At 54.4% G+C, this 20,974-nt stretch carries 21 protein-coding genes; 10 read left to right on the plus strand and 11 right to left on the minus strand.

The features are described 5' to 3' along the window. Positions 1 to 75: 75 nt before the first annotated feature. The gene (locus OK438_00460; protein MDA4123907.1) at positions 76 to 285 is read left to right on the plus strand and encodes a DUF2061 domain-containing protein; all 210 of its coding nucleotides are present in this window, start codon (positions 76 to 78) and stop codon (positions 283 to 285) included. 496 nt (positions 286 to 781) lie between these two features. Then, complete coding sequence (locus tag OK438_00465) at positions 782 to 976, plus strand: hypothetical protein (protein ID MDA4123908.1); 195 nt, start codon at positions 782 to 784, stop codon at positions 974 to 976. A 141-nt stretch (positions 977 to 1,117) separates the two neighbouring features. On the opposite strand, the gene OK438_00470 is transcribed toward OK438_00465, so the two are convergent. The 3 genes from OK438_00470 to OK438_00480 form a co-directional block, all read right to left on the minus strand. Beyond that, positions 1,118 to 1,417, minus strand: coding sequence for a hypothetical protein (locus OK438_00470; protein ID MDA4123909.1), 300 nt, complete (start codon positions 1,415 to 1,417; stop codon positions 1,118 to 1,120). A 352-nt stretch (positions 1,418 to 1,769) separates the two neighbouring features. Then, the gene (locus tag OK438_00475; protein MDA4123910.1) at positions 1,770 to 2,162 is read right to left on the minus strand and encodes a hypothetical protein; all 393 of its coding nucleotides are present in this window, start codon (positions 2,160 to 2,162) and stop codon (positions 1,770 to 1,772) included. A 963-nt stretch (positions 2,163 to 3,125) separates the two neighbouring features. Continuing rightward, positions 3,126 to 3,641, minus strand: a complete 516-nt coding sequence (locus OK438_00480; protein ID MDA4123911.1) for a hypothetical protein — start codon at positions 3,639 to 3,641, stop codon at positions 3,126 to 3,128. A gap of 366 nt (positions 3,642 to 4,007) precedes the next feature. Between OK438_00480 and OK438_00485 the strand changes: the two genes are divergently transcribed. Together OK438_00485 and OK438_00490 are read left to right on the plus strand one after the other, a co-directional pair. Next, positions 4,008 to 4,448 carry a hypothetical protein gene (locus OK438_00485; GenBank protein MDA4123912.1) on the plus strand — a complete coding sequence of 147 codons (441 nt, stop codon included), beginning with the start codon at positions 4,008 to 4,010 and terminating at the stop codon, positions 4,446 to 4,448. A gap of 163 nt (positions 4,449 to 4,611) precedes the next feature. After that, positions 4,612 to 5,142, plus strand: a complete 531-nt coding sequence (locus OK438_00490; GenBank protein ID MDA4123913.1) for a hypothetical protein — start codon at positions 4,612 to 4,614, stop codon at positions 5,140 to 5,142. Between the two features lie 2,724 nt (positions 5,143 to 7,866). Here OK438_00490 and OK438_00495 read toward each other — a convergent pair. From OK438_00495 to OK438_00505, 3 genes are read right to left on the minus strand one after another with little or no spacing between them, the layout of a single operon-like run. Continuing rightward, entirely contained in the window at positions 7,867 to 8,139 is a 273-nt protein-coding gene (locus tag OK438_00495) for a hypothetical protein (GenBank protein ID MDA4123914.1), read from the minus strand. Positions 8,140 to 8,145: 6 nt separating this feature from the next. Then, complete coding sequence (locus OK438_00500; protein MDA4123915.1) at positions 8,146 to 8,544, minus strand: hypothetical protein; 399 nt, start codon at positions 8,542 to 8,544, stop codon at positions 8,146 to 8,148. Beyond that, a complete protein-coding gene (locus OK438_00505) occupies positions 8,545 to 9,300 on the minus strand; it encodes a hypothetical protein (protein MDA4123916.1) in 756 nt (251 codons plus the stop codon). It abuts the gene before it with no gap. 954 nt (positions 9,301 to 10,254) lie between these two features. Here OK438_00505 and OK438_00510 point away from each other — a divergent pair. Next, positions 10,255 to 11,847 carry a type II/IV secretion system ATPase subunit gene (locus OK438_00510; protein MDA4123917.1) on the plus strand — a complete coding sequence of 531 codons (1,593 nt, stop codon included), beginning with the start codon at positions 10,255 to 10,257 and terminating at the stop codon, positions 11,845 to 11,847. A gap of 47 nt (positions 11,848 to 11,894) precedes the next feature. Further along, a complete protein-coding gene (locus tag OK438_00515; protein MDA4123918.1) occupies positions 11,895 to 13,559 on the plus strand; it encodes a type II secretion system F family protein in 1,665 nt (554 codons plus the stop codon). An 864-nt stretch (positions 13,560 to 14,423) separates the two neighbouring features. On the opposite strand, the gene OK438_00520 is transcribed toward OK438_00515, so the two are convergent. Further along, positions 14,424 to 14,888: a hypothetical protein gene (locus OK438_00520; protein ID MDA4123919.1), complete on the minus strand. Its 465-nt coding sequence runs from the start codon at positions 14,886 to 14,888 to the stop codon at positions 14,424 to 14,426. Between the two features lie 304 nt (positions 14,889 to 15,192). Here OK438_00520 and OK438_00525 point away from each other — a divergent pair, with 304 nt between their 5' ends. Next, entirely contained in the window at positions 15,193 to 15,468 is a 276-nt protein-coding gene (locus OK438_00525) for a hypothetical protein (GenBank protein MDA4123920.1), read from the plus strand. 117 nt (positions 15,469 to 15,585) lie between these two features. On the opposite strand, the gene OK438_00530 is transcribed toward OK438_00525, so the two are convergent. The 4 genes from OK438_00530 to OK438_00545 all read right to left on the minus strand — a co-directional run bounded on the left by OK438_00530 (position 15,586) and on the right by OK438_00545 (position 17,917). Continuing rightward, positions 15,586 to 16,020 carry a type IV pilin N-terminal domain-containing protein gene (locus tag OK438_00530; protein MDA4123921.1) on the minus strand — a complete coding sequence of 145 codons (435 nt, stop codon included), beginning with the start codon at positions 16,018 to 16,020 and terminating at the stop codon, positions 15,586 to 15,588. Positions 16,021 to 16,114: 94 nt separating this feature from the next. Next, positions 16,115 to 16,354, minus strand: a complete 240-nt coding sequence (locus tag OK438_00535; protein MDA4123922.1) for a hypothetical protein — start codon at positions 16,352 to 16,354, stop codon at positions 16,115 to 16,117. 522 nt (positions 16,355 to 16,876) lie between these two features. Beyond that, positions 16,877 to 17,311: a type IV pilin gene (locus OK438_00540; protein MDA4123923.1), complete on the minus strand. Its 435-nt coding sequence runs from the start codon at positions 17,309 to 17,311 to the stop codon at positions 16,877 to 16,879. Between the two features lie 171 nt (positions 17,312 to 17,482). Next, positions 17,483 to 17,917, minus strand: a complete 435-nt coding sequence (locus OK438_00545; GenBank protein ID MDA4123924.1) for a type IV pilin — start codon at positions 17,915 to 17,917, stop codon at positions 17,483 to 17,485. A 141-nt stretch (positions 17,918 to 18,058) separates the two neighbouring features. Between OK438_00545 and OK438_00550 the strand changes: the two genes are divergently transcribed. The 3 genes from OK438_00550 to OK438_00560 all read left to right on the plus strand — a co-directional run bounded on the left by OK438_00550 (position 18,059) and on the right by OK438_00560 (position 20,962). After that, a complete protein-coding gene (locus tag OK438_00550) occupies positions 18,059 to 18,367 on the plus strand; it encodes a hypothetical protein (GenBank protein MDA4123925.1) in 309 nt (102 codons plus the stop codon). 302 nt (positions 18,368 to 18,669) lie between these two features. Then, positions 18,670 to 19,290: a hypothetical protein gene (locus OK438_00555; GenBank protein MDA4123926.1), complete on the plus strand. Its 621-nt coding sequence runs from the start codon at positions 18,670 to 18,672 to the stop codon at positions 19,288 to 19,290. A 16-nt stretch (positions 19,291 to 19,306) separates the two neighbouring features. Next, a complete protein-coding gene (locus tag OK438_00560; GenBank protein MDA4123927.1) occupies positions 19,307 to 20,962 on the plus strand; it encodes a hypothetical protein in 1,656 nt (551 codons plus the stop codon). Positions 20,963 to 20,974 lie beyond the last annotated feature (12 nt).

Raw genomic sequence — 20,974 nt, forward strand, 5'->3', positions numbered from 1 at the left:
GCAGCCAGACTGTTTGGCGAGGGAATCCGGGATTCGGCAACTTGTCTAAAATAGACGGTCATTGCTGATCATGATGTGAATTCGGAGACAAGGAGTAGGTCAATTGCAAAAACCCTTACCTATCGCGTAGTTATTGCTGCCCTCCTCGCATTGATTGCGTTCTACTTTACAGGCAATCCAGCCCAGACAACAGTCATTACCATTACCTTCAATCTTGGCGGGGCAGCAGTCTATTATGGCTTCGAGAGGCTTTGGGACGCCATAGACTGGGGAAGAAGAATCTAACATCAGTTCGCCGCGGTTACGCTTAGGGTCAGGAATCTTGCAGAGAGAAAAGTCGGCAGCTAACCACTTACTTTCGTATCGCGAATACTCACTGAGGCCTCGAGGTCAGGTGTTTCGGCTGGCCCCAAGATGTGGCGACTGCCGGGATTGCGATTCACGTTCCTCGTCGGAGAAAGGCTAGTACAAAACCGAACAGAAGAGACAGACCTCCAAGCCAGAAGAAACCTGCTGCGCCAGGGACATACCACGAAACTGCAATCAGAGCGATTCCCAGCAGCCAGAGGATGATGTAGGATGGAATCACTTTACTACCCGCCTAGATGCCCTGAATCATTGTTCTGATCTGTGGTCCAACGTCTTGGATTGATAGGGTCGCCTTGCAATACTGGCACTCGATGAAGCGTCCAGTGGGCATTGGGAGGGGGGCACCACAGGTTGGGCACTTCAGCTGATCAGTCTTAAGGGTACCCGTCCGCTGCGGAAAAGGCTGACCTGATTGAGTGGCCTGTTCCTCCTGGAGTACCTGATTGGAGATCTCAGAAAGCTTGTTGTTTATCTCCGCCTGAAGTTTCTTGACTTCGTCGGAATGAACTTCTCGATCATGGTCCTTGCGAACCCTGGACGAGATAGACAGAATGACATTCCGGTCGACACGGCTCTGCTCCCCCCTGAGGACCTCCAAAATCACTAGGAGATTGCGCTGCACGGCAGCGATGTTGGTGATGGCCTGCTTGGTGCCCTGAGACAGATTCGCTTCATTGATGGGGTAGCCTATGTCGGTCTCAATCCGCTTGAGAACTTCCTGCCTCGAAGTTCGGGATAGCATTTTGATCTACATGAACTGCATCATTTGTTGGTACAGCGCTTTGATATCCAAAGCCGGCCCCGACAGGTCCATCTCGGTCTTGAAGGTCTGCACTCGTATCGTCCCTCTCCTGCCGATTATTCCCTGCTCGCTGTACTTGACCCCCTGCAGGTCCTCGAGCTTCTGAGTGACGATATCATCGCTTTTGAAGATGGCTCCCCTCTGAGCGTATAACAGGATACGTCTGTCGCTCAGTATGACCTGATACAACTTGTTGCCGAAGCGGACCCTCCTGCTGCTGTGGAACTTCACCTGCTCTCCAGGCATCAAGAAATCTTCCATTGGCAATGGATAATCTCAGCTCGACGACGGAGAGCTCCAGAATAAGGCGTATCCTGTCAGCAAGAATCCGATAAGGACGGATTTTCGACTCAATTTGTCTCTACGGATGATATCTTATCTTGAATTCGTAAATGAGCGGGAGATAGGTTTCCTTCACAGGTAAGTGGAAAAGTTTAGACGGTGAAGCAGAGAATTTGAAGGGTCCCCATGAGGCGCCCTGCAGAGCTTGAAGAACAGACATTTGGCCGCCCTAAGGCGATTGCGAGACTGAGGCAATCGTGAAGGGATCTTTCTGGCTGAATTCGATAGATAGCCCGGTTGTATTCGGCCTCGAGACCTATTCGGTATAGTCGTCCCACGCCTTCTTCGCGGCTTCCCACTGGTCATACCATTTCTTTAGAGCACTCTCAATGTCTTCAAGGACCTCGACCTTCATTCCAATTTCTTGCTGTGCCAGAAGTGAGATTTGCAGCACGAGGAGCATCAGTATACGGGTCCCCTGCGCGTTCACTTGGTTCCCGTTCATGGCCAAACGCACCTGGAGTGCGAGGGCTCGTGCCTCCTCGACGGTGATTGGTTGGTTTCCCTGGCTGCTATCAAGCCTCTTGATTATCTGATCGATGGCTTCGAAGTCACTTGCAAGGAACTTTTCGAATCTCGACTGATCGGCGAGCACCTCTTCGCAGTAAGATGCGACTTTCGCGAGTTCCTCTTTGATTGTTGTGGTCATCTCGCACTCATCGTGCCGAATTCTCCATAGCTATCTCCATTATCATCCCTACTCGTATCCTATCACCAATCTCGCAGAGCGGGATCGACTGGAGGTTTTCCACGACGAATGGCCGGAATGCCGAGTTAGGCCGCAGTGCCGTGGGATCTCTTCCTAGGACTCCCTCGATTTGCATCAGTGTCCTAGAAGGTTTGACACTTAATCTGCCTTATGTATTCCTCATCCATAGTGTGAGCCAGCCGCACTTCTTACCCTCTCATGTTCGGGGGCGGGGTTGAACTTTGGGTGGGGCGATTCTACTATTGATGATATGCGGGTGTTGAATTGAAGAAGTACTCGAGGAAGTCAGTGTGAGACTGCGAGTATCATTTTCCCACCTTGGTGCGGGACTTCGAGGGCGTGAGCGTCGCTACAATTCCTCGGAAGTCATGGCTGCCTCCGGCCATCCTTCCCGAACATCGAATCCCTAAACCTCCAGGACGGCTACCGCAGTAGGTGCAGGCTATGTCACTGGTTCCGATTACAAAAGCATGAGGCCCCCTAGAGAAGTAGGCAGGGCAACCTAAGGCAGTTGCCTCTCTTGTCGCGCCGCAATTTTCGCAAAAGTGCAATAGGTCTGGTTTAAGGTCGTCGAAGTAGTTAGGTCTTGCGTACAGTCTTGCCTAATTCCGAGAAAATGCCTTCTGAGAACCCTATTCGCGCGTTCTTGAAATGCCTTCGACTACCCCATTCCTCTCCCAGGGGCAGAAAGTATTACATGACGATATAAAAGCGGGTTCGAGACAGCAATGAAGTGCTATTGTGGCTTCGCCTGTGAGACGGAGGACGAACTCAGGTCTCACGTTCTCGCCGTCCACGGAACAAGGGACGGCGACTGGAAGGGGTGGATCAGTAGGTGACCAATCCCGCCAGGCCGACCGATTATGTTCCAATGACCGGGTGACCCTCGTAGCCTAGTTTGTCTTAGAGTTGATGACTGGGGATGTCGGTGCTTCCAGCCTTCAGTTCTTCGTCCGCCTTTTGTATTGCCTCCACGAGGGACTTGTAGGGTGGTTCCTGGGGAACCTTCTCGCTGAGCAGGCTCTCCTTGTCTGTGAGACCGTCGATGCCGCCAAGGACCCCCTTGGCGCTGGCTCCAAACATCTTGGAGATTGTCCTTGCGAACCGTTCCGGGTTGTCCCGAGCCCTTCTTCCCACCCAGGTCCTGAGGACATGAGCCGGGTCTTCTCCAAAGAGATGGGGCAAAGTAGCGAGGAGGATCTCGTCGAAGGTCAGCCCCGCATTCTGGAGATCTCTCATAGTGTCAATGAAAGAAAGCTCCCAAACCTTGGGGATTCTTCTCCACTTGAAAGTGTAGGCCATTCTGCGGAGCGTCGGAGGGACCTGACGGGAGAAGGAGCGCCAACGTAACACGAGCCAGTAGGACTCGTCCACCTCGTACTTCCTCCTGAGCTTCGGGCGGGGCGGCCATGTCTTCACGGCCGACTTTCACCGCTCCGCGGCCTGTTCATTTGAGGTCTCTTGGGCGACTAGGTTCTTAAATTCGATGGATTCTGGCTCAGTCAAGCAAAACAGGGCAGAACCCATGAGCACGGTCCAATGCTGCCCCGAAACTCAGAAGGAAGGCAGCCCGCATCCCTGGCCAAGGTGTGCGCCTGACCTCATCGCTCTCCAGTATGATCACAAGACCAGGTTCGAAAGTACAAAGGCCCCCCACGGTGTGTTGTCACAGAAAGTTTGAGTTCTACCATACGTCCGGCTGTCGAAATCCTTAACACCGCGGGGTTTTCCTTGGGTTCCGCCTCAAATCGTATTATCGGGCTGAATCCACGGAGTCTTCCAGATTTGAGGCGCAGAGGGACATCGCAGATGATCGGGGAGTTCATGGTGATGGTGAGTGTCATACTCATCGGCGCCCCTTTGATTGGTTTCACCTTCGGGAATCTGGGTGCATTCAGCAAGCCAGCTGAAGTGCTTGTAAGCTCGTCTTTCTGTGGTCCGGGCGCCAACTCAGGCACCGTTTGCAGTTTCACCCTCACAAACTTGGGCGTCAGCAGTACTCAGGTCGAGCCCACCGCAGTCCTTCTCATCAATCACGGAAATGTAACGCGGACGAGTGATTCTGACGCCTGCGCGGGAGATGCCGGGATCACGGTTGGAGGTGGCTCAAGCCTTCACCTGAGCTGTCAGTTCAACATTGCTCCCGGGACATCGGGAGACGCCTATAGCGGCTCGGTCACCCTAGCGAACGGCGCTGTTGTCCCGTTCGTGGGCAAGTTCGGATAGCCCCTTGCAAGGGTACCATTCAGGGTTCGCCTTCTGGTACAGGGGTGGAATTCCTTGGCATAGAACTTCTAACTTCATAATCTAGGTTCTGTTGGACGGTAATCCATCAGCGCTTATATTAGGGAGAACAAATACGAACACAAATTCCGAATTGTCATCAAGAATGGTTCGCCATCGTAGGCCAGGAGTCTCCGAGGTTTTGGCGGCTGTTATCACAATTGCGATTACGCTTGTCGCTGGGTACGCCCTCTTTGGCTACGTGAACGGCCAGGCCGCGGTAAGCGAAGATCAGCTCGGAGTCGCAAATGCACACAACGTCAACTTCCTCAATGAACAGTTCGTCGTTGCCCAGGTTGCCTATGCATCGAGCGGTAGTTCGATTTCGGTCTACATCTACGACAGCGGTCAGGCCACATTCCAGCCGGCGTCAATTGAGGTGTATAACACCCAGTCCCGTTCAAGCATGGACCTGCTTTACGATGGAACTCGTGTCGCAGACCTGAACAATCCTGGGTGCCATGAACCTACAAGCGGTCTAGCAACATTCTCGGTCAATCCCTTGAGCACTTCCATGATTACCCTCTCATTACCGGGTTGCTTCCAAGGATCCTTCCTATCGCCCGCTTCGCAATTCTTCACAGTTACGGTCGTGGGAATCTACGGCAATGTTGTAAGTTACTTCCAGGAGGCGTAAGTGTGTGCGTTTGATTGGCGGGAGCTCCTCCAAAAGGCCAGCGATCTCAGGAATAGTAGCAGGCCTGATTCTTTTCGTGATGCTTTTCACAATTGGAACGGGATACTTCCTATGGGTCAATACACTCAATGGGAATTACTCCCAAGCGCTCGCTAACAGGGGGGCAGCCGTACAGAGTGCCCTTCAGGAGAACTTGGTCCTTAGTGCGACCGCCCCGACCGGTACGCTTCAGTTCGACGTCACGAATATGGGTGGCCTTGCGGCGGAAGTCAACGACCTCTTCGTGACCCTTCCGTCAGGAACAGTGTGCACTCCGTTCGGCCTTAGCACGAACACGAGTCCACCATTGCCAATGCCAGTCTCACAAGGAGACCCCCCAAACATCAACACAGGAATAAATGTCGTCGTTAGCGGCGGGACATGTCTCCAGGGGGGGCCGGGGACGTACACAATCAAGGTTCTCACCGCGAGAGGGAACACGTTCAGTACCAGCTTTTCGGCCCCGACAACCATACTCTCGACGAAACTCGGACCCTCTTCTAATGTCCCGATCGGTTCGTTTGTGTTCGATACGGCGACTTTGACGGAAGTCCCGACCAGCGCGGGAGGCTTGATTACCTTCTTCTTCACTACGACTAATGCTTGCCCCGCTTCGGGAGCTACCCAGGTGGGATTGCCTGTCACCGTTTCTGGAAATGGTGACTATCAGTCCGATTCATACACCTTCAACAGCGCAGGGACTTACAACTATTACGCGGTCTATAGCGGTGACGCTAACAACCCCTCGGCTTCCAGTCTCTGTGAGCCTCTGACTGTCCAGGCCACTCCCACTGTCTCTACCTTGTTATCATCGCAACTGGCGGCAGTTGGCGCGCCAGTTAGTGACGCTGCCACCATAAACGGCGGGACCCGGACCATCCCTGCAGGCGGCTACGTCACATACTATTACTCGACGGTGGACTCTTGCCCCGAAACTGGCGCGGCCTTAGTGGGAACGCCTCTCCCCGTGACGAATGGTGCAGTCGCTTCCTCATCGACAGTGAGCTTCTCGGCTGCAGGAACCTACTACTGGTACGCAGTCTACAGTGGCGACACTTATAACGCGCCGGCGACGAGCCCGTGCGAGCCGCTCGCAGTCGGCAGCACCCCGGCACTCAGGACTACACTAACATTTTCCTCCATCCAGCAGACCGGAACGACGACAGACTCTGCGACTCTATCGGGCGCTGCCAGCGACCCCGGAGGAGGGGCTACCATAACCTTCTGGTATTCGTCCATCGGCATTTGCCCCGCAGCAAATCCTTCCCAGCTAGGGCTGACAGAGGTCGGTTTGCCCGTACCAGTATCGAGTTCCGAGAACGGCATGTATCCGTCAGGAAGTTCGGGCCCGTTCGGCACGCAAGGAACCTACTACTGGTACGCGGTCTACAGCGGCGACACCTACAACGCGCCGGCGACGAGCAGCTGCGAACCTATGACCGTCGGACTTGCAATCACTACGACACTTTCAGCTGGAACGGTTTATCTCGGAGGGTCTGCGACCGACTCCGCAACGCTTCACTTTGGAACAGCGAACGCCGGAGGGAGTGTCACTTACTATTATTTCAGCGGAACCGATTGCTCCGGTCCTTCAACGCTGGTAAACACTGTGACCGTCACCGGCGGGCTCGTTCCCAATTCCAATCCAGTCAGTTTCTCCAGCACCGGTTCCTTCAGTTGGGACGCCGTCTATAGTGGCGATTCGAATAATGTTGGGCCGGTGACCAGCTCCTGCGAGCAGTTGACCGTCCTACCGCCCAACGGCAGCGGCCAGACCGGGTCTCTGCAGCAAGTAATAGGGTCATTCAAGTTCTATTTCACGAACTGTAACCCCCTCGGGACTGGTAACAGCTGTAGTGGGGCAGGCCAGAACGGTCTGGGCGACGGGGTGAAGGTAAACGGGTATTACGGCTACGGTCTTTCATTCAGCGGCGTTTGTGAGGAGTTCGACTCCACTTGCAGCTCCGATGTTTTCCAGGTCGCGCTGACAAATCAGGACCCATCCGGCAGGTCGATAGTTCTTAGTGCGCAGTCCTTCTTGTTCCTTCAAGGTGTTTGTCTTGACGGCCAATCCGATTGTGGGGGTCGTGATGCCCCGATCTATTCCCAAGGGTTTTGGATTATCGATGGGATCTGTCCTCCTTCTCCCCCCTGCACCGGACTGGGAGCGATTCCGGCGCCGTATTCGAGCGCGGTTACCGTTGGAGCGGGCGCCACGGTAACTCTGTACTTCTACTGCATGGGCCCCTGCACAACTTCCGGCGCCCTCCAGCCACCCGCGAACCTTCCTTTGGCGGGAGATTATCTGTCGGTCTCGCTAAACCTTTACGGGCTCTACAGTGATGGAACCCCGTTCGGCCAGGACATTCCTTTCATTTCTTCGTACGTTTCACCTGTGCAGATAGTTCAATGCGCCATTGGCCCCCTCCAAACAGGGCCAAGCTGTTGGGCACAGAACAACCCTGCCCAGCAGTTGAATGGCCTCGCGGGGAGCCAGATCACACTTGGAGTATCAAACTTCCAACCACAACCTACGGATCCCTTCCCGATTAGCGTCTACTGGGTTAGCGCTTCCGGGGCAACGAGCGTCGTCAGCCCCCCAAACACCCTCTGTTCTGTTAGTTCCCAACCTTGCTATGTGACGTTTACCATCCCACCCAACTCACCTAGCGGATTCTTCGCTCTCTACGTCACCTCGGACGGAGTGAATAACGCATATGCGACTGTGGACGTGACCGGCCCCTCGGGGACGACCGTTACGTGTACGCCTTCTACGGTCATTATCGGCGGGACTTCCTCTTGCAAAGCAGTTGTGACGGGGGTGTCCCCAACCGGGACCATTTCATGGTCACAATCCCCGACAGGCATCGTAACCTTCTCCTCCTCGACCTGCACTCTTTCCGGCGGGACCTGCTCGGTCACAGTGACGGGAAGGGCCGGCGGCTCGACGACAATCACTGGGACCTACTCGGGTGACAACAGTAACCAGGGCAGCTCTGCCACAACAAGCGTCAGAGTCTTGAGCCTGACCGTCAGCCCGACATCAGGCCCAGTCGGCACCACCGTAACGGTCTCAGGTACAGCCTTTGCCGCCTCTTCCACTATCACGATAACCTTCAACGGCGTAACACAGACGACGGTCCCTCCTACGGTCACTTCATCTGTAACTGGTGACTTCTCTGCCACGTTTGTCGTACCCGCCTCTACGTCTGGTGCTAAGACGGTCACAGCAACGGATGCTAGTGCCAACACGGCGTCGGCCACATTTACGGTCACGATTGCTACGATTACCCTGAATCCGACCTCCGGTCCGGTTGGAACTACCACAACCCTCACCGGTTCCGGGTACTCTTCTACGACCACTTACAGCGACTGCCTAAGCACCAGCGCCATTTCCACTGGCGGCTGCATCCCCGCCTCAGTGGGGAGCTTCACGTCTACCGGTGCGGGGAGTATCCCTGGTGGCACAAGAGTGACAATCCCCGGCACAGCTGTAGGCTCGTACTTCGTGCTCGTATACCAGGGGACCACACCAATATCATCAGCCACGTTCGCAGTGACAGCAGCCATTACTCTATCACCCGTCCAGGGCCCGGTTGGTGTCTCGGTCACCGTCACTGGTTCCGGATTCTCTGCGAGCACCCTCTTAGGATCGATTGCATATGCTGGCGGCACGATCGCCACGCAGACGTGCACTTCAACGACGACCTCGCCCACAGGCGCATTCACCTGTACCTTCACAGTTCCCAGCTCCTCGGCCGGTTCGTACACGGTCACGGTTTCGGGCAGCGACGTGGGCACAGTGACGGGTGACAAAGCTACCGCGTCCTTCACGGTCACGACCCCGAAAATCACGCTGACCCCATCAAGCGGCTCGGCGGGGACCGCCGTATCAGTGAGCGGCACAGGATTCTCCCCGAGCACGGCCTCTCCTCCCTTAACAATAACGGTGGCCAAGTTCACCTTCAACGGGGCTACGCCTGCAACGCAGACCTGCATCTCGCAGACGATCTCCGCTACAGGCGCCTTCTCTTGCTCCTTCACGGTTCCGTCGGTCGCTTTGGGCCCATATATCGTGACAGCGTCGGGCAGCGACATAAGCACGGTCCCCACAGACACGGCCTCCGCAACCTTTACGGTCGCAAAACACGTGAGTCTCGTTCAACAGGCGGCAGGCTTAGCAAAGGCGGCCTCGCCATTCACCTGCGCATTTTCGAGTCAACCGGCCACAGGTGACCTGGTTGTTGTCGCTTTCATCGTGACCCCCAGCTCCTTAACGGTAACTTCCGTCAATGATGCGCATGCTCACGGACTACCTTTGGTGACTTCTAGAAGTCAAGGCGCTCCATCCACAACGACCCTTCAAGCCTTCATGTATGCTGAAATAATCACGAGCAGCGGGAGCAGCCCGTTCACGATTACTCTGAGTGGTACCCCGACTAGCGCGATAGTTACTTGCACTGAATGGAGCGGTGTCCTCTCTGCATCCCCTGTGCTAACCGGTTCCGGGGCAGGAACATCGACATCAAACACGATTAACATCGTGTCATCCTCTGTTACGCCCACATCTAATGACTTGGTATACGCTTATGCCGGATATTCGAACTGCGGTAGCACGTCACCTCCGAACGCGGTTTCTCCCCCGTTTACCTCCGGAAGCGCGAGCATTGGTTCAGGAAGCCCCACTCTTACTTCCTGCGGTTCTGGAAACAACTATCGTCTAAACGATGGAGATCAGTATGACGCCAGCTGGGGCAGCGGAAGTACAACTGCACCCTTTGCTGTCAGTCAATCGTCGCCTACCACTGGTTCTTCTGGCTGGGTCGAGCTTGTAGTTGACTTCGATCCGCCGACTCAGGCCAACTCCAATGTCGCCTCTCTAGTCCTTGGTTCGCCAGCGGGAGCCATAGGCACAGGTTCGAATGCCGGCCGCTCTTCTGTCCCAATGGTGCCGGTAATTACCGGAAGCGCACCAATCCTGGTCCTTCTGACCCAGCTGTTTTCTCGGCGGAACGAGCAACATCAACCTCAGTCCAGCCACTTGCATCTTGAAGCAAAGGAAAGAGGCACAAAATGAGTCAGCCTGTCAAGAAAGATGGCAAGGGGCTAGGCGAAGAGCTGAAGCATCCCCCCACGGGCAAGAGATTGTCGTCAGATTTCAAGGTGCTTGAAAGATATCCCCTCGCAGCGCCCTTCTCCTACGCCGTCATCGCGGAGGCTCCGGGTTCCACTTCGAAGATTTATTCCGTTGACGAAATAGGGCTCTCACCTCCTGAAGTCGGCGCGTATTATTACATGCTGGGCGCCATCGAGAACGAACTCACCATTTCCAGGAAGCGAGTGGATCCGAAGGCCTACTTCCGGCTTGAGGCAAAGAAAATCGCAAAGAAATACTCGATCACTATCCCCCGGTTGGCATGGTCGAAGATCTTCTACTATGCGGAGAGGGACATCGCTGGCTTTGGCGTGCTCGATGGCATTATGCACGACCAGAATATAGAAGACATATCGGTCGACGGCACCCACAACCCCGTCCTTGTCTATCATAGGAAGTACGAGAGGATACCGACGAACATAGTCTTTGAGAACGAAGTGGTCCTCAACGACCTGATTGCGAAGTTCGCACACGTGGCGGGGAAGCACATCTCAGTAGCGTTTCCGATCATGCAGGGAACCCTCCCCGGCGGCCACAGGGTGATGGCGACCTACAGAAAGGAGGTCTCCCCGCACGGCGGGACCATGAGCATCAGGAAGTTCAGGGAGGACCCCATCACAATCATCGACATGTTGAGCCTTGGCGTCTTGGACTCTTACGCGGCTGCTTACGTGTGGCTCCTTATGGAGAACCATGCAACCGCCATCGTCGTGGGCGCAACAGGGGCCGGCAAGACGACGACGCTCAACGCACTCCTCACCTTCACCCCAACAAACAGCAAGATAGTCACCATCGAAGAGGTCCAGGAAATCAACCTGGCTCAGAAGGGCTGGACTGCTCTCGTGTCAAGAGAAGCCTACGGGGTCACTGAGGAAGGGCCCAAGGGGGTCGTCCTCTTCGACCTGGTGAAAGCAGCCATGAGAATGAGGCCCGATGTCCTGGTCGTCGGAGAGGTCCGCGGGGATGAGGCATACGTCCTCTTCCAGGCCATCAGCACAGGCCACGGGGGTCTCTGCACCCTTCATGCGGACGATGGCCCCTCGGCTATTCAGAGACTGATTTCGAAGCCCATGGACGTCCCTGAAGCTTTCATCCCCTTCCTGAATCTGGCGATCACCGTCAGAAGACTCACCTTACATGTCAAGGGCGGGGGGACCCGTGTGGTCAGGAGGATAATCTCCATCGATGAGGTCAATGGGGTGGGGGACTACAATTCCATCTTCACCTGGGACCCGGGAAGTGACACGCTAATCCCGGACTCCCTGAAAAAGAGCAAGAGGCTTGCAAGGATTGCCAAGGATCTTGGAATCACATTCCCTCAGGTTGAAGAGGAACTCATGCGGAGAAGCACGGTGCTGAAGTGGATGCAGAGGAAGGGCCTGCGGAACTTCAAGGAGATTACCCCGCTCTTTCAAGCCTACATTGAAGACTCCAAGAAAGTCTACGAGAAGGCGAAGGAGGAACTGGAGGCGTCGACTGCGCCCATCCCCCATGTGGAGGCGGAAAACTGAGCCAACAGGTTTTCGAACGATTCTACCCGACTTCGCCCACCCTCAGCTTGTTTGACAGGTTTTCATTGGTCTCCTACAGGATATTCAAGGCACCCGCGGAACGTATTTCGAAGAGAATCCCGCTTCTTAGGGAGGACCTTCTTCGGTCGAACCTCCGAGTGACACCCGTCGGTCTCATCGCGGTTGCGCTTTTTTCAACCGTGGTATCTGGGGTCGTTGCGTTAGGAATAATCGCGTGGGCGGCAACCACCCCGTATTTCTACCTCTATTTCGTGGCCGTTGCTCCGTTAGTCGCATTCCTTGTAGTAATCAACGGACCGAAGTTTAGCCACTCGTCTAGGGGGGCGGCGCTGGAGAACGAACTCCCCTTCGTTGTTGGATACATGTCGGTATTGGCGGGCGGCGGGATAACTTTGATTGATACGCTCAGGCAGATTTCCGAAATCGACTTATTCACCGCTGCGTCCAAGGAGGCAAAGAGAATCCTGATTGACATCGACGTGTTCGGGCGCGACCCGATCTCGGCGCTCGAGAGGGCAGCGAAGTACAGCCCGAACAGAAACTGGGAGGAGCTGCTTACGGGCTACACGACCGTGCTGAGGACCGGGGGCGACCACGTCAACTTCCTAAGCCTCCGTCTAAAGGAGACCTTTGAAATCATGGCAGCGAAGCTCAAGAGGACCGTCGAAATGGTGGGGCTAATTTCAGAGTCCTTCCTCATCGTGACGGTCGTGCTGGGCATGGTGCTATTCACTCTGTACCTAACCGAAACTCTAGTCAACGGGAACGCCGGGGGGTTATCAAGCGTATACCTCTTCTCCTACCTAGTTGTCCCTATCCTTTCCGCAGCATTCATCTGGTTGATCGATGCGTACAGCCAGAAGTGGCCCTCCACAGACATGAGAGCGTACAAGATATTCCTCGCCTTCATCCCGTTAGGTCTAATCATTTTCCTTATTCCGCTACCGTTGAGGTTCTATCAGCACATGGCGATTTCGCTGCTAGCCATAAGTGCGGTTCCAGCGCTCTATGCTACCAAGTACTCGAGGGAGAGGAGGACCGTAGAGAGAATGATTCCAGAGTTCATTGAAGACGTGGCGGAACAGAGGAAGATCGGCCTTTCACCAGAGGATAGCATAGAGCGACTCGAGGGAAGCACCAGGTATGGATCCTTTTCAAAGCACGTAAACAAGATGGCGGGGCAGCTCTCATGGGGGGTTCCCCTGAGAAAGGTGGTCGCCTCGTTCTCCAATGAGGTGCACAGCTGGGTAGGAAGGGTTGTGGGCACTTTGATGCTCGAGGTCGTCGAGATTGGTGGCGGGACTTTGAAGGGCTTCGAAGACATGGCTGCTTTCACGAAACGTGTGAGCGTCACTGAATCCGATACCCGGTCTTCACTGAGGCCTTACGTGATGATAATCTACATAGGGGGGCTGATGCTGACCCTGACCACCTTCATGATGGTCAACATGCTTTCACAGCAGTCCATATTGGCGCCTAAGGGAATCCACACATCCCTGGGTTTTGCAAGCCCTGCGACCATCGACGGTCTGGTGGGCGCGAGCGTTTTCCAGACCTGGGTACTCGGATTGGTCGCGGGTAAGATGGGGGAAGGCTCATTGGCTGAAGGCTTCAAGCACAGCGTCATCCTGGTGCTCCTCACGCTTCTAGCCGTTGTCGTTGTGGGCCGCTTCATCCCACTGAACATCTAAGAAGTGAAGGGCAGATCCATACAGGCTAACGGGACATCCCCTTCGGCAGGAACTCGCTTTTTCCAGGAACGCGGGGAATCCGACGACATCCTTCCAGGCCCTGTGGCTTGTCTGCAGACTCGATACCGGGCGATGACTTTTGAGAATCCAAGAGTTTGGACATGAATCTCTTGATTGCGGCAGTCTTTGCTGTGGCCTTCATCGCCCTGGGAGGCAACTCCTTCGTCCTTCTGACTGAGAATTCCGAGCTGGACTTAAACAAAGCGGACCTGATAGTCCCAGATAACGGTGCTGTGGGACGCTCTCGGGTCGCTTCAGTCGACTGCAAACTTGTTGAAGGGCCAACTTTCTCAGTCCCCAGCAGGCGCAGAATTATCGGGTTCTCTATCGGGTAACTGGATAACAGGGGGTCTGCAGGATTTTGGTGATACGATTCGGGATTGTCTCGCCTACCGAAGGCATAGTCAGTCTCATGAAAATGAGCATGCGAAAATGTGGAACCTGCATGAGAAGAGGATAGTCTCCGCAGACGGTTCTGTCATCATCGAATCCGAGCGCCCTCTCATGGGCCAGGATCTCTCCTCCGTTTGTCACCGCCATAACTGCCTGAATGGAGCTGTGACATGCAAGAATATTCCTGACCGAATAGGCGATGGGCACCTGTAGAGACTGGTTCCCTATTTCGGACTGCGCCAAGTTGATCAAGTCATCTCCTGCTCGAGCCCGTTTAGTCGTTCGTGCCAGTTGCCCAATAATCGGGAACTCAATTCTTGGGAACCGACGAGTCAAGAAATCCCATCCCCTCGGCAATAAGCACGAAGATAAAACGGAGGCCCGAGCGTCCAGACTGATCGGAAATTTGCTTTATGCTTTGGTCGTCAGCAAAGCGTCGACCTGAGCGTTCCTCTCTTCATCGACTACAATCCTCAGAGGAACCCCATGGCGCAGGTACAGGATCAAGGATGCGCCCTTGGGGACGCCAAGATCCTCTAGTTCGTCGATATTCGTAAGTACTTCCCTCGTCCTATTGGCCTTCGCCTTGTAATCCTCCATCACTTCGATCATGAGTTCCAGGGTGCCAACTTTTGATTCCTTTGTGTTGACCATGATCATCCCCACCTTCTTCCACCCGGTCTCTTTCATCTTTCCTAGGTTCTTCCCGTGGGGTTCCTTTTCCAATATCCGCATTAGGTCGCCGACTTTTACTCCGTAAAGGTCGCATTCCCTCTCATAATGCAGGAGGAGGGTTTTCAGATATGCCGTAAGACTCTGCATTGATTCGAATTTCACGAGTCCGGGAAGAGGAAGAGGTTGAACTTCCTGCATCATGTTCCTAATCCACAATCTGGATTATATTTAAGGGTAGGTTGACTAACTGGCAGGCAAGTCTAGACTTGGCGTTGTTCTTTTCTAATAGGCCTTGCCCCAAATAGTCGAACTGTTGTTCTGCAGACGATACGAGACCGTCCATACCCTCAGGAAGGCGCCTAGACGCGTAAAAGGAAACTCGTTTGGAGGAATGAGAAAAAAGGGAGTTCACATCCCTATTCCCATACAGGCATAACTTCCCCTCTTGGAATCGGCATGTTCGGATATCTGGGTCCCTCCCCTTGGTTGAATCTGGTGATACGCGGTGAAGCTGGTTAAGGACTTCGCATTCGGAGCGCTGTATCTGGTCAGCGGGATATACTCGGTCGGTTTCAGCATGGCTCTGACGGGTGCGACGAAGGCCCTAAGTGGCCGCACCGCGTTCGTTCCGGTTCCTGACGGCCTCTTCCCGTACGAGGTTCTGCTTTTCGGGCTGTTCGGTGTGGTTTTCCTTGGGGCTTCCCTCTACCATTTCCGAATGGGTTTTCGCTCGGTTTCAACCGGGACAGCCGAGTACAGCTCGCGTCTGCCGGTCAACTAAGGCAGGCAAGCGCTCAAGGGGTCGAGTCGAACCAGAGGAGACACCTAGTCTCTCCGACCACTGGGATTGAGCCTGTAGGGTCGTGGAGTGTACAAACTCAAGAGAAGGAAGGGGCGTCTATTGGGCTGAGCCAGCGAAGAGGACTTCGGCACCGTTTCCTAGGGCGACCGAGCCAACGATCTGGGTGTCAGGAACAGCGTGGAGGAATCCAGGGGTCGTGCAGGTAACTGTAGCGCTATTACCCCCATGAAGATTACCCGTAACTATGCCCGCAGCGCTTAGGTAATTCCCGCCGAGGAATGCCATAGTGCAGGTCCCTGTGATTGCGACATCAGCGCTGCCCGAATTCCGCAGAGTCAAGGTGCAAACCTCAGGCGTTCCGGAACATGCAACCACGCCCGCTGAAACCTGAGCAGTGCTCGTGAACGTTCCCATGAGGCCGAAGACGAATCCGGCGATAGCGGTTGCTGCTACCAGGGTTATTGCGATGAGTATCACAGTTGCCAAGACAGGGGAAATCGCCCTCCTACCATGATGCCGTGTAAGGCGCATTTGAGTTCTGAGGTAGAGATTTCCCATATTAGCAGTTGTGGAGCCTGAATCTGTTTCTCCAGTCAAGGAATCCTTACCGGCACCCACTGCCTGCTCAGATTGGAATATGTCTGAGGGTCTTTCGTTTCCATGTTTGCAGCTTGCTGTCGAGCGGGCCGTTGGCGACCCCTACCTCATTGATTCCGTGAAGGATCGAGTCCAATACCTGATCGTGGAGGCCCTCCTCTACGATGACGTCGATTAGGTAGTTTGCTCTCCCTTGCGGCGTCTTGGCATCGAGAGCCTTTAGTAGCTTGTCCTGCATCCTCTTGGTCAGTATCTTCCTTCTTGGCATGTGCTTGTCCTCTACGATGGTGCCCCGTTTAGCCAAGCAACGACTCTGCTGATTGTGCGAGGATGTGTGTATGGGCTTGTTTCGGGTTGTTCTTGGCGTCCTTTCAGCTTCCACTCGGCATATTCCGCAGAATCGCGCCTGGTAGTGGGCAAAAGGCGCTGTTTCACGGGTTCAACTGGTCGAAGATGAGCGTTTTGTTTGCAATTTTCGCCCATTTTAGGTGTCCAAACAGGAGGCTGTTCGGATAGCGCCTGATAGAAAACCTTGCGCATGGTGGCAGAGGGATTGCTCTGTTGCCGATCCTTCCGCACCTTACGCAAGTATAGTTTTTCTGAGCCATACCCAAGGATTGGCTCGCCTGACTTGCGCCTGACTCGATAATGAACACTTGCTCTATAGAGGGTGGCCTGGAACTATCCGAAATGACAAAGAATTGTCTCTTTCAAATCATTAAATGAGAAAAAGGAGCGCACATCCTTGTTCAGGCTGTGCGCCTGACGTTATCGCCATCTAGCGCTGTGCTTATGGGAAGGTTCCCGTGAATGGGACAGAGGCCCCATTGGACAGCGAAATCGAGCCTGTGAACGCTGAGCCGTGTGTCGGAACTACCGCCGCCGTCATTGTACATGTAGCTGGGGTAGTTGCTCCTGCTGTGGCTGTGACTCCTCCGCAGGCGTTTCCTGTGTAGGTCACGCCGCCGTATTTGATGCTAGACCCTACTGTGTTTGCGTTTGAGGTGCCGCTGTTGAGCAGGTTGATGGTGCAGACCGTATTCGCTACGGCGGTGCATCCTACGACCTGTGCACTGACCTGTGCCGAGCTCGTGAACGACCCGAAGAGGCCGAAGACGAATCCAGCGATGGCTATGGCTGCGATGAGTGTGATCGCTATCAGGATCACGGTCGCTAGGACTGGTGAGATGGCTTTCCGCTGTTTGCCGTACTTCGTTATCTTCATTTGAGCTTCTTTGTGCGAGTGGGTTATTAAATGAGATGGATTCTGCGTCCATCAAACAGAACGGGGTAAAAGACGAAAATACGATTCAATTCTGACTCAGATTAGAGAAAAAAGGAGCGCACATCCTTGTTCAGGCTGTGCGCCTGACGTTATCGCCATCTAGCGCTGTGCTTATGGGAAGGTTCCCGTGAATGGGACAGAGGCCCCATTGGACAGCGAGATTGACCCAGTGAATGCGGAACCTGAAGCTGGGACTGGAACATTGGTCATTACGCACGTAGCTGGGGTAGTTGCTCCTGCTGTGGCTGTGACTCCTCCGCAGGCGTTTCCTGTGTAGGTCACGCCGGCGAACCTGATGCTAGACCCTACTGTGTTTGCGTTTGAGGTGCCGCTGTTGAGCAGGTTGATGGTGCACGATGATAGTGTTGTCGTTGTGCATCCTACGACCTGTGCACTGACCTGTGCCGAGCTCGTGAACGACCCGAAGAGGCCGAAGACGAATCCAGCGATGGCTATAGCTGCGATGAGGGTGATGGCGATGAGGATGACTGTTGCTAGGACTGGTGAGATGGCTTTCCTATTTTTTCTGCTGTTGACGATTTTCATCGTTGTGTCCCTAAAGAACCGGTTTGTCTTTAAAAGGCGTATGGAGTTTCAATCTGTTTCTCGAGTCAACTTTTGAACAGTCAATCCTTCCTTAAGGCAACAGAGTTATATCCTTAAGGCAACACAGACACAATCGCATTGGTGACCGTGGTCGGCGTATCACGTCCCCGGACCAGTGGCAGTTATGTCACAAAATCCGGTAAGAAGGCATACCGGGGGAACAGAAAGCACTGGTATGTGTACTTCTACGACGACGATGGCAAGTTCAGTAAGAGAAGGATAAACCAAGTACAGGTGCCCTACTACGGATCGCTTATCAGGAGGAGGAAGACCTACCTCTGCCCGAAATGCGGGACCAAGTTCCGTTCGTTGCAGGATTCGTGCCCAAAGTGCGGCGCCAAAGCGACCAAGGCGGTGAGACGGCCCGGACCAACGATCAGACGATTCTAAGCGTAGAATGATTGACGCCGAAGCAAGAGTGATCGTTTAGCAAGTTCATCCAAATGACTTGGATAGTGTATTCTGTTTTAGCGTTCACAATATATAACTAGCCAAGATGAAATGAACACTCGTCTATACATGAGGCTGACCCCGAGAAACCTTCCGAGTTCGAACGCCGTTTGTCTTACCTACAACACGTTCCTTCCTAGAAAGTGGGAGTTGGTATGGATCTTATCCGGGAATATGGATGCCAGCTCCATGCATTCAATTCATAATTCCTATAAGCAATCTGAAGGTTTTGGAGGCAGACATTGAAGCTTAGTGTGCATAAGAGACGTATTGCTATCAGCGAAATCATGGGGACTCTCATCATGGTTTCCATCACCTTGGTTGCAGGTGCGGCTGTCTTTGGCTGGGTCAACGGCCAGGCCGGAGTCAGCGAGAACGCATACGGGCAGAGTGCAGCGAATGGGATAAACTACCTGCGGGAACATTTCGTTCCAGTCACCACTACGTTCTCCGGGACAGGCCCCGGAGGCATTTGCACCGGTTCACCGACGATATGCACGGGCGCCAACTTCTGGGTCTTCAACAACGGCCAGCTCGCCTTCACGCTTCGCAGTATACAGATACAGAGTGCGCCCAACGCTCCTTCTTCCAACTTATTGAACATCGTTTTCAACTCGACGAAATTCACCGCGTACAACAACGCGACTCCGCCTGTAGTACTATCTTGCAGTCCTAGAACGCCAGGGTTTTCTTTCTCAGGCATCAATCCCGTACCGGTAGGCACACTCACCACATCCTCTTACTCAATAACGATCCCCTCTTGCGTAGGCGTCAACCCCATCGCGGTTGGACAGGGCTATATCGTCACCATGACAGGGCTATTCGGCAACGTAGTCCAGTTCCAAGTAACGGCGAACGGATAAGCGAGGGATGGAGCAAATGCGTGCCTCCCGAAAGAGGAAGGGGGTAGCAGGGATATTCGTGGCGTTGATTCTATTCGCCGTCATCTTCACAGCAGGAGCCAACTACTTCCTCTTCGTCAACCAGGCCACGCTCGGGACGAACCAGGCCAACGTAATACGGCAGGACGCCCTGCTGCAGGAGCGCCAAGAGAACCTGGCATTGAACGTGGTTTTATGGGGGGCCAGCACGCTTGTTCTCTCTGCAGTAAATACAGGGGGGTCTCCAACTTCAATATCATCAATCTATCTGGTCGACGGTACGGGAAAGACGATCAACCCGGGCCCCGTCGGCACGAACATCTCTGCCTCATATTGGCCCCTTTCGCTTAATGTCGGGGCGTCGACTAACCGCAATTCTGCATGCATAGCTGGCATGAGTGGATGCAACATTGCCCTGACAGGGTACTCGTATACATCTGGCACCGTCCTTGTCAAAGTCCTGACTGGGAGAGGGAATGTATTCTCTGCACGATTTCCACCGCAGATCAGCGGGGGCGTCGGCAGCGATGCGATTGTGGTAACAATGGTCGCAACACCGACTCCGCCTTTGACAGAGGTTTTCACTTGTACCGGTTGCGTGACCCTCACCGTTACTGCCTATAATTTCGCCTCAAGTTCCGTGATCGGTGCGTTTCTCAGCCCGGCTGTGCCCTTCGTTGGAAGGAGCGGAACGGCCTCCCTCTCTGGCGGCAGCTGCGGCGCGCCCTTCCCTAGTAGTACAATCTCCGCGTACTCGGGCTCCGGCAACGCGCCCTCTATCACGTTCACCTGCACCTACAATGCGCAGACAGGGGCAGTAGGTGGCTTCGCCTCATTGTCGGGGTACGTCCAAGGCACCCTGAACGGCATAATAACATCCTCGTCGGAAGCGGTGTCGAACAACATTCAGATAGGCGCGAACGCGAACGTCCCTACCCAGGGAGCTTTTTCTGCCAACTTCTTCTTCTCCAAATTCAGCTCGTGCCAGAATGGCCCTTCAGGGTCCATCGGATCTTACACGTATTCGTCTGCTTGCACCACCGCCGTGACCATGCCTCCTTCCAATCCCGCTAGCCTCCCCAGCGCGGCGACCGTAAGCGCGGGCGGCAATTACTACGTCGCGTTCTATGCTCAGATAACGAACAACTACCCATCGACCCTAGCTGTCCTCCAATACACCTTCCTCCAGCTCGATTCTTCTCACCCTCCACCCAATGTAGGCAACGAGACGGACTTCTGGCTCGTCGGCGCCGCGAGCACCTACAATGCTCAGCTCTCCTACTACCCTAGCTACTGCAACGGCGGGGGGTGCGGAGGCAACAAACTACCTACTCTTGCTCCCTATGCGGGCAACGAGGTAACCTGTGCTGAGACAGGTCCCCTCTGGACCCCATCTACAAACTGCATTGACATCGCCTACGAGCAGACCGTGACGCTCGCGCTGGCGGCCTGCGGATTCGGGACCACCTATTGGGATTGGGGAGGCTCCCAGTACGCAAACCACTTCGACCACAGCAATGGATGCACAAGTTCTGCTCCTGGCTTTTCCTCGAGCGGCGCCGCGAATGTCCTAACCCTTGTAATCTGTTACCTCTACCAGGGCCAAATGTACACCCAGGCCATCCAATTCCAGGGTATTGCGGTGACTCCGTGATAGTGGAGGAGC

This window comes from Nitrososphaerota archaeon (assembly GCA_027887005.1).
GTDB lineage: Archaea > Thermoproteota > Nitrososphaeria > Nitrososphaerales > Gagatemarchaeaceae > UBA183.